Genomic DNA, 15,193 nt, shown 5'->3' with positions numbered 1-15,193 from the left:
CGGACCCAGCGAGCGGGCCACCGAGGGGAACGAGACGCGGCATGGAGTTCACCGCCCCTTCCGACGACGAGGCGCCGGAACCGCAATTCTCCCGCCCCGTCCGGCAGATCGTGCAGATGCTCGTCGTGCTCGCCGTGGTGGGCGCCGGCGTCTACGCGATCTATCCCAATGTGGCGCCCGTCTTTCTCGCCAATGTCTGGCTGAACGGACTGATCGCGGCGGTCTTCGTGATCGGCGTGGTGTCGTGCTTCGCGCAGGTCTACCAGCTGACGACCTCGGTCCGGTGGATCGAGGATTTCGCCATCGGCGGCGCGCGGTCGGGCGCGGTGCCGCGCCTGCTCGTCCCGCTCGCCGCCCTGCTGCGCACGCGCGGGGCCAACCGCAAGATCAGCTCGGCCTCGGCGGGCTCCATTCTCGAGTCGGTCGCCACCCGCATCGAGGAGGCGCGCGACATCACGCGCTACCTCGTCTCGCTGCTCATCTTTCTCGGCCTGCTCGGCACGTTCTACGGGCTGGCCACCGTCGTGCCCGGAGTGGTCGAGACGATCCGCTCGCTCGCGCCGCAGGACGGCGAGGGCGGTGTCGAGATCTTCAATCGGCTCATGTCGGGCCTCGAGATCCAGCTCGAGGGGATGGGCACGGCGTTTTCCTCGTCGCTGCTGGGCCTTGCGGGATCGCTCGTGGTGGGGCTGCTCGAGCTCTTCGCCTCGCGCGGGCAGAACCGCTTCTACCGCGAGCTCGAGGAATGGCTGTCGTCGATCACCCGCCTCGGCTTCGCATCGGGCGAAACCGAGCTGTCGGGCGAAACCGGCGCGATGGTGGCGGTGCTCGACCAGATGGCGGAGCAGATGGACCAGATGCGCGAGGCCCTGATGCGCTCGGTCGCCGCCGGCCGCACCACCGACGACAAGCTGTCGGAGGTGGCGACCGCCGTCACGTCTCTGACCCGTCAGATGGAGCACGGCGACCGGACAACGGACGCCCTCGCCCGTCTCGCCGAGACGCAGGAGGCGCTGGTCGCGCGGCTCGACCGGGGCGCGCGCGACGGGTACGGCGGCGACGCGGGCGAAGACGGCGAGGCACGGATGCGTCTGCGCTCGATCGACGTGCAACTGCTGCGCCTGCTCGAGGAGCTGTCGGCCGGACGGCAGGAGACGGTGGCCGATATCCGCGCCGACATTGCCCAGCTGACGAAGGAGCTGCGCCGCCTGCGCGGGCCCGGCCCCGCGGGGGGTGGGCCCGCGGGTGTCGATGTCGCGGAGCGCCGGGCGGCCGGCCCGGGGGAATAGCGCATGGCCCTCGCCCGCCGCGGAGGGAACAGGTTCTCCTCGTCGATCTGGCCCGGTTTCGTCGACGCGATGACGGCGCTGCTGCTGGTGCTGATGTTCGTTCTGTCGATCTTCATGATCGTGCAGTTCATGCTGCGCGAGACGATCACCGGGCAGGAGAGCGAGCTCGACCAGGCGCGCGAGCAGATATCGTCGTTCGAGGCGCAGGTGGCCGCGCTGGCCGAGGCCCTCGGCGTCGAGCGCGCCCGGACGGAGCGTCTGCAGGGGGAGGTCGCCACGCTAGAAGGCACGCTGAGCGAGGCGGAGGTCGAGCGCGACCGGCAATCGGCGCTGATCGCCTCGCTCACCCGGCAGGTCGAGCGACAGGAGGGCGCGCTGGACGAGGCGCGCGCCACGATCACCGATTTCGAGGCGCGCGTGGCGCAGCTGCTGACCGAACGCGACACGGCGCTGGCACAGCGCGACGCCGCCCGCGACGAGGGCGCCGCGCTGTCGGAAGAGGTCGCCTCGCTCGAGGCGGCGCGCGCCGATCTCGAGCAGGCGCTGGCGCAGAGCCGGAACGAGATCGACGCGGCAGCCGAGGCTGCGCGCCTCGCGGCCGCGCGGCGCGAGGCGCTGCAGGCTCTGGTCGAGGACCTGCGCGCGCGCAATGCGGGTCAGCAGGAGGAGCTGCAGGCGCTGGCCACGCAGGCCGACGATCTTGCCGCACAGCTCTCGGACGAAGAGGCGGCGCGGCTGGCCGAGGCCGAGGCGGCCCGCGCGCTGCGCGAGCGTCTCGAGGGCGCCGAGGACGAGCTGACGGCGATGAGCCTCGCGCTCGAGGCCGAGCGGGCGCGCGCCGAGGAGACGCTGACGCTGCTCGCCGCCGCGCAATCGGCCGAGGCCGAGCTCGACGAACGTCTTGCCGCCGCGCTGGCCGAAAGGCTTGCGCTCTCGGAGGAATTGTCGCTGTCGGAGGAGGCCGCCGCGGCCGACCGCGCCGCGCTGGCGGAGGCGCGCGCCGAGGCCGGGCGCCTGCGCGACGCCCTCGCCGCGGCGGAGGCCGAGCGCGCCCGGCTGGCCGCGGCGCTTGCCGAGGCGCGCTCTGGCGAGGAGGATACCGCCGCGGCGCTGTCGGCTGCCGAGACACGGATCGGCCAGCTCACGCAGGACCTTGCCGCGGTACGCAGCGAAAGCGAGGAACTGGCCGCGGCCCTCGGCGGCGCCGAGGAGGCCGCCGCGAGCCGGGCCGCGCGCCTGAGCGCGGCAGAGGGCCGGATCGCCACGCTGGAGGGCAGCCTCGCGGAAGCGGAGGCGCGCGCCGCCCGGGCCGAGACCGCGGCGGCCAACCTCGCCGCCTCGCAGGCGGCGCTGCGCGAGGCGCGCGCCACGGTCGACCAGCTGTCGTCCGATCTTGCTGGCGCGCGCGACCGCATCGCGCAGCTCGAGGCGGAGAATGCCAGCCTCCGCGACGCGACCGGCGACGCCGACGACATCCGCGCCCGCCTGGCCGCCGCCCTGGCCGCCCGCGCCGCCGCCGAGCAGCGCGCGGAACGGGCGCTGAGCGAGGCCGAGGAACGCGCCGCGCTGCTCGCCACGGCAAATGCCGAACTCGAACGGACGGAAGCCGAATCCGCGGACAGCCGGCGCAGGATGGCCGTGCTCAACGAGCAGGTCGCCGCCCTGCGCTCGCAGCTTTCGTCGCTGCAGGCCCTGCTCGACGCGTCCGAGGCGCGCGATGCGCAGGCACAGGTGCAGATCGAGAGCCTGGGCAACCGGCTCAACCAGGCGCTCGCGCGGGTCTCCCAGGAGCAGCGGGCGCGCGCCGAACTCGAGGCCGAACGCGCTGCCCGGCTCGAGGAGGAGGCGCGGCGGCTGGAGCAGGAGAAGCGCGAGCTCGAGACCTACCGCTCGGAATTCTTCGGCTCGCTGCGCCGCATCCTCGGCGGGCGCGACGACGTGCGGATCGAGGGCGACCGCTTCATCTTCGCCTCCGAGGTGCTGTTCGCCCCGGGTTCGGCCACCCTGTCGGAGGGCGGGCGCGCGCAGATCGCGCGCGTGGCGCGGGTTCTGGGAGAGATCTCGGCTGAGATTCCCGACGAGCTCGACTGGATCATCCGGGTCGACGGCCATACCGACGACACGCCGCTGGGTAGCGGCTCGCCCTTCGAGGACAACTGGGAACTCAGCCAGGCGCGCGCCCTGTCGGTCGTGCGCTACATGGTCGACGACCTGGCTTTTCCGCCGGCCCGCCTCGCTGCCAACGGCTTCGGCGAGTACCAGCCGATCGCCCCGGGCGACGATCCCGAGGCCCTGGCCCAGAACCGCCGCATCGAGCTGAAGCTCACGGAGCGATAGCAGCACCCCGTCCTCGCACGGAGGATCGGCCGCCCCGCAGAATTCTCGACGATATTCTGCCGTCCCGCGCCTGTCGGCGTGCCGCCGGCGGTCGTGTGCGACCCCGAATTCTCGTCCGGAAACCCGGGTCTACAGCTCCAGCGTCTCCATCACGTCGGGCTGCTGCACGTCGATCCCGGGCAGGGCATCGGCGAGCGGCTGGGCCGACTGCGCGAGAAGCGGAAAGGTCTTGTAGTGACAGGGAATCACCGTCTTGAAGTCGAAGAAGGTGCGGGCGGCATAAGCCGCGCGGCGCATGTCCATCGTGAAATGGCCGCCGCAGCAGAGAATGCCGATCTCGGGCGCGTGCAGCGCCTGCATCACGCCCATGTCTGCGGTCACGTCGGTGTCGCCCGAGAAATAGATGGTGCGGCCCCCGTGCGATATCATGAAGCCCGCCTCGCCCCCGCTGTAGATCGGGCCGCCATCGCCGCTCGTCGACGACGAATGCACGGCGTTGACCATCGTCACCGAGACGTCGCCGAGGGCCACCGTGCCGCCCTTGTTGAAGCCGACGACCGAGACGCTCTCGGTCGCTTCGAGAAAGCCGGCCAGCTCGGCGATGGCGACGATCGGCGCGCCCGTCTCCTTTGACAGGGCAGCGGCGTCGGTGGCATGGTCGAAGTGCCCATGGCTGACCAGGATATGCGTGGCCCCGGCCACTGCTTCTTCCCGCCGGTCCTCGGGAAAGACGGGGTTGCCCGCCAGCCACGGATCGATCAGCAGGATCTGGTCGCCGATTTCGATGCGAAAGCCCGAATGGCCGAGCCACGTGATCTTCATTGCAGCCTCCCTCTGCGCCGCTACTGTCCCGGAAGCGTAACGCGCGGAGGGGCGAATGGAAGGGTGGGCGCGCCAGTTCGACGGCTATTGCGAGCGGACGGATTTCACCTACTGGTCCGAGCCGGTCAATGCCGTCACCAACGTGGCCTTCCTGATCGCCGCGCTCTGGATGTGGCGGCGCGTCTCGGGGCGCGGCCTGCCGCTGGCCGAGGCTCTCTGCGTCATCCTCTTCGCCATCGGGGTGGGCAGCTACCTGTTCCACACCCACGCCACCGCCTGGGCGGCGACGGCAGACGTCGTGCCGATCGTGCTGTTCATCCTCACCTACGTCTACGTGGCCAACCGCCATTTCTGGGAGCTCTCGCCGGGCAAGGCCGGCCTCGCCACCGCCGCCTTTCTGCCCTACGCGGCCGTGACGGCGCCCGCTTTCGGCGCGCTTCCCTTCTTCGAGGTATCGGCCGCCTACTGGCCCGTGCCGCTGCTCATCGCCGCCTACGCCGCCGCGCTCTGGCGTCGCCACCCCGCCACGGCCCGTGGGCTGGCCATCGGGGCCCTGATCCTCGTGGTTTCGCTCGTCTTCCGCTCTCTCGACGAGATGGTGTGCCCGGCGGTGCCCTTCGGCACCCATTTCCTGTGGCATATTCTCAACGGTCTGATGCTTGGCTGGATGATCGAGGTCTATCGCCGCCACAGCCTGCGCACCGCGGCTTGAACCCGCCGACACGGTCACCGATTTGTTGAGCGTGGCCGCCTCTTTACCCTATTGCTACGGGGGCGGGCGGCGGCCGGCGAATCGGGTCTGGCATATCCGGGAGGGGGCGATGTCCGAGGCTCAGGCGATAAAGCAATTCACCAGCCGCTACATGGAGCGGAGCAACGTGGCCGCATCGGTCAGTTTCTTCGGCACCATGGCGGCCTACCTCGCCACGCTGTGGCTGGCGCTCGAGGCCGCGTGGGCATGGCCGGTGCTTCTGCCGCTGCTCGTGGTCAATTCCTTCGCGGCGGTGCGGCTCTACGTGATCCAGCACGACCTCGGTCACTGGTCGCATTTCCGCACGCGGCGGCAGAACGATCTCGCGGGCTACCTCGCCTCGACGTTCACGCTGACGCCCTACAAGGCGATGCAGTACAATCATAATCGCCACCACGCCCATATCGGCAACCTCGACGAGCGCGACTCGACCGAGATCCACACGATGACCCTGCGCGAATGGGAGCGGGCGAGCCCTCTGCAGCGCCTCGCCTACCGTCTCTACCGCAACCCGTTCCTCATGATCCCCTTCGGCGGCTTCTGGACCTTCGCGATCCGCTATCGCTGGCCCAAGAACGCCCGGCGCGTGGGGGTGCCCGGGATCGTCGCCCATGACCTCGCCGTGCTCGGCTGGCTGGCGCTGATCTTCGCGGGCTACGGCTGGTCGGGGCTCGGCGTCTACGGCCTGACGGTGCTGATCTCGGGCTCCATCGGGGTCTTCCTGGTCTACCTCCAGCACAATTTCGAAGACACCTACTGGGATCGAAAGCCTGACCTCGACTACGCGCGTGCCACGCTGCAGGGCTCGTCCGCGCTCGATCTCGGCTGGTGGTGGGATCTCGGCACCGGCAACATCGCCTACCACGACATCCACCACTTCAACCCGCGCATCCCTCTCTACAACCTGCGGCGCTGCCACCGCGCCCTGCGGGAGGAGATGGATATCCGCACGATCGGCTGGTCCGAGGCGCTCCGCTCCTTCCGCCTCAAGCTGTGGGACGAGGAGCAGGGCCGCCTCATCCCCTTTCCCAACCGCGTCCGCGCGCCGCGCGCACCCGTTCCGGCAGAATAGCCCGGCCTGCGCGCGCCCTAGCCGGTCCGCGCCGCGCCATGGCCTTCTTCTTGCTCCAAGTATCCCCGCCGGAGGCACATCGCCCCGCTTGCGGGGCGCCGCGAGGGAGAATGCGCCGAAGGCGCGCCACCGTCTCGTCCGGAGGCAGGCCGTCATTCCTCCCGCGAGGTGGTCAAGGCAGGCGGGCAGCCCGCGCGCCGGCCGGCCGCGCACCGTGACCGACGCGCTTGCGGGGCGCGGGGCGAGCCTTTACACCGCCGCCGGTGGCGTCCCCGGCGCCTCGAGCCCGTCGCCTGTCCCACCCCGCCCGATGGAGGCCCCATGTCGATCGACATCGAGACCGCGCGCAAGGTCGCCAAGCTCGCCCGCATCCGCGTGGAGGAGGAGCGTCTGCCGGCGCTGGCCGGCGAATTCGGCGCGATCCTCGGCTTCATCGAGCAGTTGCAGGAGGTCGACGTCGAGGGCGTGGAGCCCATGACCTCCGTCACGCCGATGCGGCTGAAACGGCGCCAGGACGGGGTGACCGACGGCGGCTATCCCGACAAGATACTGTCCAACGCGCCGGATGCACGCGAGGGCTTCTTCACGGTGCCGAAGGTGGTGGAGTGAGCATGTCAGACGATCTGGCCGACCTGACCATCGCCGAGGCGCGCGACGCGCTGCGCAAGGGCGAGACGACTCCGACCGCGCTCACGGAGGCCTGCCTTGGCCGGGCCGAGGCGGCGGGGGCGCTCAACGCCTTCGTCCACCTCACGCCCGAGATCGCGATGGAGCAGGCGCATGCCGCCGAGGCGCGGCTCGCGGCGGGCGAGGCGCCGGCGATGTGCGGCATCCCCGTCGGCGTGAAGGACCTGTTCTGCACCCAGGGCGTGCCGAGCCAGGCCGCCTCGAGGATCCTCGACGGCTTCCGTCCCGAATACGAGAGCACCGTGACGGCGCAGCTCTGGCGGGCGGGGGCGGTGATGCTCGGCAAGCTCAACATGGACGAGTTCGCCATGGGCTCGTCGAACGAGACCTCCGCCTACGGCCCGGCGATCAGCCCGTGGCGGCGGCAGGGCGACGCCACGCCCCTCACCCCCGGCGGCTCGTCGGGCGGCTCGGCGGCGGCGGTCGCCGCGCGGCTGTGCCCCGCCGCGACCGGCACCGACACGGGCGGCTCGATCCGCCAGCCCGCGGCCTTTACCGGGATCACAGGGCTCAAGCCCACCTACGGGCGCTGCTCGCGCTGGGGGATCGTCGCCTTCGCGTCCTCGCTCGACCAGGCCGGGCCGATGGCCCGCACGGTGCGCGATTGCGCGATCATGCTGGGCGCCATGGCGGGCCACGACCCCAGAGACAGCACCTCGGCCGACATTCCCGTGCCCGATTTCGAGGCGGCGCTCCGGGGCGACATCCGCGGAAAGCGTATCGGCATCCCGCGGGAATACCGGATGGAGGGGATGCCCGACGAGATCGAGCGGCTCTGGCAGAACGGCGCCGACATGCTGCGCGACGCCGGCGCCGAGATTGTCGACATCTCGCTGCCGCACACGAAGTACGCGCTGCCCTGCTACTACGTCATCGCACCGGCCGAGGCGTCGTCGAACCTCGCCCGTTATGACGGGGTGCGCTACGGCCACCGCGCCAGGCTCGAGCAGGGCGACGGCATCGTCGACATGTACGAAAAGACCCGCGCCGAGGGTTTCGGCGACGAGGTGCAGCGGCGGGTGATCGTGGGCACCTACGTGCTCTCGGCCGGCTTCTACGACGCCTACTACAACCGCGCCCGCAAGGTGCGCACGCTCATCAAGCGCGACTTCGACGCCGCGTTCGAGGCTGGCGTCGACGCGATCCTGACCCCGGCCACCCCGTCGGCCGCCTTCGGCCTCGGCGAGGTGGGCGAGGACGACCCTGTGGCGATGTTCCTCAACGACGTCTTCACCGTCACGGTCAACCTCGCCGGCCTGCCCGGCATCTCGGTGCCCGCCGGCCTCGACGCGCGGGGCCTGCCGCTGGGGCTGCAGCTGATCGGGCGGCCCTGGGGCGAGGAGGCGTTGCTCGATTGCGCCGACGTGCTCGAGCGCGCCGCGGGATTCGTGGCGCGGCCGGAGCGTTGGTGGTAGCCTTCCCGTGACGACCAGAGCCAGCCAGGTCACCGACAGGGAGCCGCCCATGACCCGCCGCCTCGATGCGCCTGTTGTCCGCGCGTTTCGCCCGCTCGTGGCCGTTGCGGCCGCACTTGCCCTTTCGGCCTGCGCCGCGCAGCAGGGGGCGGAGGCCACCGCCCAGCGGGGCGCCGTGGCCCCCCAGCGCCACCTGCCGGTGCTGTTGACGGTCGAGCCCACCGAAGAGGTGCGGATCGCCCACGCCCGCGACGGCCAGCTCCAGACTCCGCTGCGGCTGTCGCCGGAGGCGACCGGGGCGCCGCCGCCGCGAGCGCGCAATCCGCACGGGCAGACGATCACCGCCGAGCGTCTGGTGGCGGCCGGCGCCGACATCACGCCCGATCTGCGCGTGTGGCACGAGCGGGGTGGGCTGGGCCGGCTGCGCCACGGGCCGTGGCCGGCGAGTGCGGCCGATCTGGCACTGACCCCGGGCGTCCGGGTCGCGCCGAACTAGATCGGGGGGCCTGCAGTTGCTACTCTCCCTGCAAAAGAGCACGAGCAGGACGATCCGATGACGACGCGATGGGCAATGGCTGCCGCTGGAGTGTGGGTGCTTGCCGCCTGCCAGCCGGCCCCGATGGCCGACAGCGCGGCAGATCCGCTGCGCGGCGTGGGCTTCGGCGATTACGAGAGTTACCTTGCCGAACGACAAGCGCGTGAGGCCCAGCTGGCTGGGCTCGCGCCCTCGTCTCCGCGTGCCACCGGCGCGCCGGACGCGACGGGCGGAACGCCGGGCCTGACCGCGGCCGACCTCGCCGCCGCCGGCATCGGCGTTAGCGAGACCGTGTCGCGGCCGGCCGCGCCAGGGGCCACCTCCCCCGCGGGGTCAACGGCCGCGGCTTCACAGGTGCCCGCGGCACCGCTGGCCGCGCCCGGCATCGCGCCGGGCCTCGGCACCCCTGCGCAGGGGCAGGTGATCACCCCTGCCGCCGGCAGCCGCGCCACCGGCCTGTCCGACGAGCAGGACTTCGCCGCCGTCTCGTCGCGCGAGACGATCCAGAGCGACGCGGCGCGCCTCGAGCAGCAGCGCGCCGCCCGCGTGGAGGTCAGCCCTGCCCAGTTGCCCCAGCCGTCGGAGGCGACGGGACCCGACATCGTCGCCTATGCCCTGCGCACGACGAACGCCGTGGGCGAGCCGCTCTACCGCCGGGTGCTGGCGAGCGAGGGCCGCGCCGCGCGGCAATGCGCGCGCTTCGCCGGGGCCGACCTTGCCCAGCGCGCCTTCCTCGAGGCGGGCGGCCCCTGGCGCGACCGGATGGGGCTCGACCCCGACGGCGACGGCTTCGCCTGCGACTGGAACCCGGCGCCCTTCCGCGCCGCCCGCGGCTGAGGGCGGTGGGGCGCCGCCCGGCCAGGCCCCAGGACGGTGCGCGGGTCGACAGCGCGGGAGCCTCCGGCGGGGATATTTCCGGGCAAGAAGAAGGGCAGGGGGCGCGTGTCGGCGAGCCCGGCGCAATCTGGCTGCCGTCGCCCAATGCGGGCGCGCGGCGCGGGGGGGCGCGCCCGCGCCTCGTCGTGCTGCACTACACCGCGATGGAGACGGCCGCGGCGGCGCTGGAGCGGCTGTGCGACCCGACCTTCGCGGTGTCGGCGCATTACCTGGTCGGGCGCGACGGACGGCTCTGGCAACTCGTCTGCGAGCGGGCGCGCGCTTGGCACGCGGGGGCGGGGGCGTGGGGTGCGGTGCGCGACGTCAACTCTGCCTCCATCGGCATCGAGATCGACAATTCCGGCCGCGCGCCTTTCGCGGAGCCCGCGATGGCGCGGCTCGAGGCTTTGCTTGCCGGAGTCATGGCGCGGTGGCGGATCGGGCCCGAGAGCGTGATCGGGCATTCCGATTGCGCGCCGGGGCGCAAGGCCGACCCCGGCCCGCGTTTCGACTGGCGGCGGCTGGCATTGCGGGGGCTCGCGCTCCGGCCTGACACGGACGCGGAGCCGGGCCTCGACCCGAGCAGCGATGTGGGCGCTTTGCTGGCGCGGGCGGGCTGGACGGCCGAGGCCCCGCTCGAGGCGCGGCTCGCCGCCTTCCGCGCGCGCTTCCGCCCGGGGGGAGAGGGGCCGGCGGACGCGGCCGACCGGGCGCTACTCGCGGCACTGCCCGAGGGGCCTGGCATCGACACCGTCACCCGCGGGGTCATGGACCGGCCCACGGACGGGCCCACGGACGGGCGCATGGACGGGGCCATTGACGGGGAGACGGCGCGTTCGTAGATGCCGCTTGCGCGGATGGCCGGGCGGCCGCGGGCCTTTGGCTCGAGGAAAGTCCGGACTCCACGGAGCGACGGTGCCGGGTAACGCCCGGGCGGCGAGAGCCGACGGAAAGCGCCACAGAGAACAGTCTGCCCGCCTCAGGGCGGGTGAGGGTGAAACGGTGGGGTAAGAGCCCACCGCGGCCCCGGCGACGGGGACGGCACGGCAAGCCCCACCGGGAGCAATGCCGAATAGGATCTCCGCGGGGCGTGCAAGCGCCCCGGGGCCGCTCCGGCCCCGAGAGATCGGGTTGGCAGCTTGAGCCCGCCGGCAACGGCGGGCCGAGAGGAATGGTCGCCCAGGGCCTTTGTCCGCTCGCGGTCGGGGGCCTGGACAGAATCCGGCTTACAGGCCGTCCGCGCATTTTCGCCCGTTCACGCCGCGACGCCGTGCCCCGCACGGACGCAACGTCAGGTGTGGCATGCTGCCCGTGCCGGACCCCTCCGGCAATGCACGGGAGGATGCGCGATGAGCTTCATGCGGACACTGGCGACGGTGGCGGTCGGCTTCGCCGCGGCGAAGGGCATGGACAAGTACAAGCAGATGGGTGGCATGGCCGGCCTGCAGAAGATGATGCAGCACGGTGGGGCCGGCGGCCCGGGCGCGCCGGGACTTGCCGACCTGCAGCGCATGGCCGAGGGGATGGGCCTCGGCGGACTTGTGCAGGGCCTTGCGGGCCAGGGCTCCGGCGGCCGCGCTGCCGGCTCGCAACCCGGCGCGAACCCGCTTGAGCAGATGATGGCGTCGCTTGGCGGCGGACAACAAGCCGCGGGCGCGGCGGGCCTCGGGGGGTTGATGGCGGCGCTGCAGGGCGCGGCGCAGTCCGGCGGGCAGGGCATGGACGACATGGTCGGCGCGCTGTTCGGCGGCACGCCCGCCTCGGCCGCGATGGAGGAGAACGCCAAGCTGATGGTGCGGGCGATGATCCAGGCCGCCAAGGCGGACGGCGAGATCGACCCGCAGGAGCGGCAGGCGATCCTCGACCAGTTGGGCGAGGTCGACGCGGAGGAGCGCGCCTTCGTCGAGCGCGAGCTGGCGGCTCCGGTGGATGTCGAGGCGCTTGCCCGCGACACGGCGCATGCGATGCGCGCGCAGGTCTATGCCACCTCGCTGATGGCGATCCGGCTCGACAATCAGCGCGAGGCTGCCTACCTCGCGCAGCTCGCCCGCGCTTTGGGCCTGCCCGATGCCGAGCGCGACCGGATGCACGCGGCGATGGGGGTGCCGGCCATGGCCTGACGGGCGCCGCACGGGCGCCGCGCGGGCGCCGGATGGGGGCTGCACGGCGGGCGGAGGCGCTTGACTTCGCACGGGCGGGGCGTAGAAGGCGGGGTTCAGGGAATTCACCGCGGGGGCGAAACCCGCCCGGCGAGGAGAGCGACGATGGCGAAACCGACGACGATCAAGATCCGGCTGAACTCGACCGCCGGCACCGGGCACTTCTACGTGACCAAGAAGAACGCCCGCACCATGACGGAAAAGATGACCATCCGGAAGTACGACCCGGTGGCGCGCAAGCACGTCGAGTACAAGGAAGGCAAGATCAAGTAGCCTATCCTGCCGTTCGAGGATGCGACAGGCCGCGCCCGCCCCGGGTGCGGCCTTCGTCGTTTCCGGAAGAGCCGGGAAGTGTCTGGCATGGCCGAGACGATCAGCGTCAGCCCGACCGGGGCCGCCGAAATCGCCGGCATCGACGCGCTGCTCGTGCGCAGCTTCCCGCTCTGCTGCGCCAGGATTGCCCGCCCCAAGTCAGGGTGACGCCGGTGCAGCCCATCGCGCGGGCGGCCCCGGCTGGTGACCTGCGGCACCTGTTCCGTGGCCGACGAGGTCGCCGGCCGGACCGCCGCCGCGGGAGGCTGGACGCGCGGGCGACGCTCGGGGCACGCCAGCATCCGCCACCTTGTGACCGACCTGGCCCGATTGCGGCGCGTCATCGGGCGAGCGCTGCTCACGCATATCTTCGAGCCGGCGGCGCAGCGCGGGGCGTGCGCGCGTTCGACTGCATGGCGACGTGCATCCCAGTGCCGTTCTCGCGCGCCCTCCGCTTCGGCGAGGTGGACCCGTTCGATCTGTCGCTCGCGCCGGGCATCGCCTGTCCCGCGGTGCGCATCGTCCGTGGGTGTCGAGGCGCGATGCATACGGGCGCGGCAACGAAAAAGGCCGGGCGCTGGGCCCGGCCTCTCGGATCGTGATGTGGCGCAGCGATCACTCGCGCTGGCCGAAAAGCTGGAGCAACATGATGAACATGTTGATGAAGTCGAGGTAGAGACGCAGCGACCCCATGATCGCCGCCTTGCCGAGCCATTCCTGGTCGCCCGCGGCGGCGAACTGGATGTACTCGTTCTTGATCTGCTGGGTGTCGTAGGCCGTCAGCCCTGCGAAGATCAGAACGCCCAGCGCCGAGATCGCGAACATGATCGCGGGGCTGCCCAGGAAGATGTTCACGATCGAGGCGACGATCAGGCCGATCACGCCCATGATCAGGAACGAGCCCCAGCCCGAGATGTCCTTCTTCGTGGTGTAGCCCCACAGCGAGAGCCCGGCGAAGGCGATCGCGGTGATCAGGAAGACCTGGGCGATCGAGTAGCCGGTGAAGACGAGGAAGATCGAGCTGAGCGACAGGCCCATCACCACCGCGAAGGTGTAGAAGACGAGCTGCGCCGCGGCGGCCGACATGCGGTTGACCATGGCGCCGAAGCCGAAGACGAAGATCAGCGGCGCGAACATGATCACCCAGCGCAGCGGCGAGGTGTAGATCGCCGCGCCGAAGCTGGTGAGATACTCGTTCGGCCCGATCTGGGCCACGCCCATCGCCGGGTCGGCCGTGGTCGCCAGGCCCGAGATGGCCCAGGCGGCCGCGCCCGTGATGAGCATGCCCACGGACATGGTGCCGTAGACCTTGTTCATGTGGGCCTTGAGGCCCTCGTCGATCGCGGCGGTGCGGGCGCCGGCGTAGCCCGTCTGCGTCCGCGCCGTCTGATAGTCAGCCATTCGTTCCTCCATAGCCGTCCACAAAGAGCCCGGTCGCAGGCGGGCGAGGGCATCGTTGGGAATATCGGGGAGCGCGGGTGCGCTTTCAAGGCTTTCATGAGCGAAACGCTTGGCATCCGGCGGACGAAGCGTTTCCCGCATGACCGGCGACCGACCTGCGGCCGTGGCGCTCAGCCGCGGCGGGGCGGGTCGAGGGTGACGGTCGTCTCGCGCGTCTCGCCCCCCCTTCGCACGCGCAGGCTGACCTCGTCGCCCGGCGAATGGGCCAGTAGCGCGGCCAACAGGTCGTCGACGCTGCCCACCGGCTCGCCGCCGAGTGCCACGATCACGTCGCCAGGCCGCAATCGGCCGTCCGGTGTCATGCGCGCAGGTTCGAGCCCCGCCGCTTCGGCCGCCGAGCCCGCGGCCACGCCCAGCACGAGGACCCCCTCGATGCCCTGCCGTCGCGCCATCGCATTGACCCGCTCGTCGATGTCGACGCCGAGCGAGGGCGGGGCGTAGCTGCCCGTGCGGATGAGTTGCGGCACGACGCGGGACACCGTGTCGACCGGCACGGCGAAGCCGATGCCGGCCGACGAGCCCGAGGGCGAGAAGATCGCGGTGTTGACCCCGATCAGCCGGCCCGCGCTGTCGAGGAGCGGCCCGCCCGAATTGCCCGGGTTGATCGCGGCGTCGGTCTGGATCAGGCCGCGCAGGCCGGGCCCCCCCTGCGCCGGCAGCTCGCGGTCGAGCGCCGAGACGATGCCCGTGGTCAACGTGAAGTCGAGGCCGAACGGATTGCCGATGGCGAAGGCCGACTGCCCCACCTGCAGGTCCCGCGACGTGCCGCGGGGCAGCGCCTCGAGACCCTCCGCCTCGATCTTCAGCACCGCGAGGTCGTGCCGGGGCGCGGCGCCGACAAGGCGGGCCTGGTGAGTGGCGCCGTTGGCGAGCCGCACCGTGGCCGACGAAGCGCCGCGGATCACGTGGGCGTTGGTGACGATGTGGCCGTCGGCGCTCCAGACGAAGCCAGAGCCGTTGCCGCGCGGAACCTCCCGCTGCGCGCCGGTCCAGAACTCCGGCACGGTCCTGCGCGTCGAGATGAAGACGACGCTGCTCTTGGCGCGCTCGAACAGGTCGATGACCTGCTCCTCGTCGGGCGCCCCGGGGGCCGGGTCGACCAGCACCTGCGCGGGCGCCTGCCGCGCGGGCGCGTCGAGCCGCGCCTGCAGCGCGAGCCCGACGTGCCAGGCGAGCACGAGGGCGCAGCCGGCGGCTGTCATGAGGGCGAGGCGGGTGGCGAAGGCGCGCAGGCTCATCTGTCTTCTTCGGTTTCGTGCCGCCGCAGGGCGACCATGGCACCATCATCCGAGATCGGTGTCACGGAGATGGAGTCAAGGCGGCGCGCCCCCGTCGCAGAGCAGGGCCCGGTGCAAATCCCTTGAAGAAGGGATTTGCAAAAGCCTTTTCCAAGGCTTTTGCGCCCCGTCCCCAGGCAAGCGAGCCGCCCGACCTGCCCGCCCGGTGCCGAGGGCCCCGTGCGGCGCTTGTCAGCGCG

At 71.7% G+C, this 15,193-nt stretch carries 14 protein-coding genes and 1 other RNA gene; 12 read left to right on the top strand and 3 right to left on the bottom strand.

Annotation, left to right across the window (positions count from 1 at the left end; genetic code table 11):
* Positions 1-41: 41 nt before the first annotated feature.
* Both DLJ49_RS09300 and DLJ49_RS09295 read left to right on the top strand, forming a co-directional pair.
* Positions 42-1,289, top strand: coding sequence for a biopolymer transporter ExbB (locus tag DLJ49_RS09300; RefSeq protein WP_115393262.1), 1,248 nt, complete (start codon positions 42-44; stop codon positions 1,287-1,289).
* A gap of 3 nt (positions 1,290-1,292) precedes the next feature.
* Positions 1,293-3,626, top strand: coding sequence for a peptidoglycan -binding protein (locus tag DLJ49_RS09295; protein ID WP_115393261.1), 2,334 nt, complete (start codon positions 1,293-1,295; stop codon positions 3,624-3,626).
* Between the two features lie 129 nt (positions 3,627-3,755).
* Here the strand turns inward: DLJ49_RS09295 and DLJ49_RS09290 are convergent, their stop codons facing one another.
* Entirely contained in the window at positions 3,756-4,448 is a 693-nt protein-coding gene (locus DLJ49_RS09290; RefSeq protein WP_115393260.1) for a metal-dependent hydrolase, read from the bottom strand.
* Positions 4,449-4,503: 55 nt separating this feature from the next.
* On the opposite strand from DLJ49_RS09290, the gene DLJ49_RS09285 reads away from it, so the two are divergent.
* From DLJ49_RS09285 to rpmG, 10 genes are all read left to right on the top strand, one after another.
* Positions 4,504-5,160 carry a ceramidase domain-containing protein gene (locus DLJ49_RS09285; RefSeq protein ID WP_115393259.1) on the top strand — a complete coding sequence of 219 codons (657 nt, stop codon included), beginning with the start codon at positions 4,504-4,506 and terminating at the stop codon, positions 5,158-5,160.
* Positions 5,161-5,269: 109 nt separating this feature from the next.
* Complete coding sequence (locus tag DLJ49_RS09280; protein WP_115393258.1) at positions 5,270-6,271, top strand: fatty acid desaturase; 1,002 nt, start codon at positions 5,270-5,272, stop codon at positions 6,269-6,271.
* Between the two features lie 321 nt (positions 6,272-6,592).
* Positions 6,593-6,880 (top strand): Asp-tRNA(Asn)/Glu-tRNA(Gln) amidotransferase subunit GatC, encoded by a 288-nt coding sequence (gene gatC, locus DLJ49_RS09275; protein WP_115393257.1) that lies wholly within the window; start codon positions 6,593-6,595, stop codon positions 6,878-6,880.
* Between the two features lie 2 nt (positions 6,881-6,882).
* The gene (gene gatA / locus DLJ49_RS09270; protein WP_115393256.1) at positions 6,883-8,373 is read left to right on the top strand and encodes an Asp-tRNA(Asn)/Glu-tRNA(Gln) amidotransferase subunit GatA; all 1,491 of its coding nucleotides are present in this window, start codon (positions 6,883-6,885) and stop codon (positions 8,371-8,373) included.
* A 49-nt stretch (positions 8,374-8,422) separates the two neighbouring features.
* A complete protein-coding gene (locus DLJ49_RS09265) occupies positions 8,423-8,869 on the top strand; it encodes a hypothetical protein (protein WP_115393255.1) in 447 nt (148 codons plus the stop codon).
* 75 nt (positions 8,870-8,944) lie between these two features.
* The gene (locus DLJ49_RS22410; protein ID WP_233488919.1) at positions 8,945-9,745 is read left to right on the top strand and encodes a hypothetical protein; all 801 of its coding nucleotides are present in this window, start codon (positions 8,945-8,947) and stop codon (positions 9,743-9,745) included.
* 74 nt (positions 9,746-9,819) lie between these two features.
* On the top strand, positions 9,820-10,626 hold the full coding sequence (locus DLJ49_RS09260; protein ID WP_369932508.1) for an N-acetylmuramoyl-L-alanine amidase: 807 nt from the start codon (positions 9,820-9,822) through the stop codon (positions 10,624-10,626).
* A gap of 11 nt (positions 10,627-10,637) precedes the next feature.
* Positions 10,638-11,029, top strand: an RNA gene (gene rnpB, locus DLJ49_RS09255) — RNase P RNA component class A.
* A 104-nt stretch (positions 11,030-11,133) separates the two neighbouring features.
* Entirely contained in the window at positions 11,134-11,904 is a 771-nt protein-coding gene (locus tag DLJ49_RS09250) for a DUF533 domain-containing protein (RefSeq protein ID WP_115393253.1), read from the top strand.
* A 144-nt stretch (positions 11,905-12,048) separates the two neighbouring features.
* The gene (gene rpmG, locus DLJ49_RS09245) at positions 12,049-12,216 is read left to right on the top strand and encodes a 50S ribosomal protein L33 (protein WP_010441901.1); all 168 of its coding nucleotides are present in this window, start codon (positions 12,049-12,051) and stop codon (positions 12,214-12,216) included.
* Between the two features lie 654 nt (positions 12,217-12,870).
* Here rpmG and DLJ49_RS09240 read toward each other — a convergent pair.
* On the bottom strand, positions 12,871-13,656 hold the full coding sequence (locus tag DLJ49_RS09240; protein ID WP_115393252.1) for a Bax inhibitor-1/YccA family protein: 786 nt from the start codon (positions 13,654-13,656) through the stop codon (positions 12,871-12,873).
* Between the two features lie 170 nt (positions 13,657-13,826).
* Positions 13,827-14,954, bottom strand: coding sequence for a S1C family serine protease (locus DLJ49_RS09235; protein WP_233488915.1), 1,128 nt, complete (start codon positions 14,952-14,954; stop codon positions 13,827-13,829).
* Positions 14,955-15,193 lie beyond the last annotated feature (239 nt).

It is taken from the genome of Rhodovulum sp. 12E13 (genome assembly GCF_003340565.1).
Classification (GTDB): domain Bacteria; phylum Pseudomonadota; class Alphaproteobacteria; order Rhodobacterales; family Rhodobacteraceae; genus HLUCCA09.
This window is presented reverse-complemented; position numbering and strand designations above follow the sequence as displayed.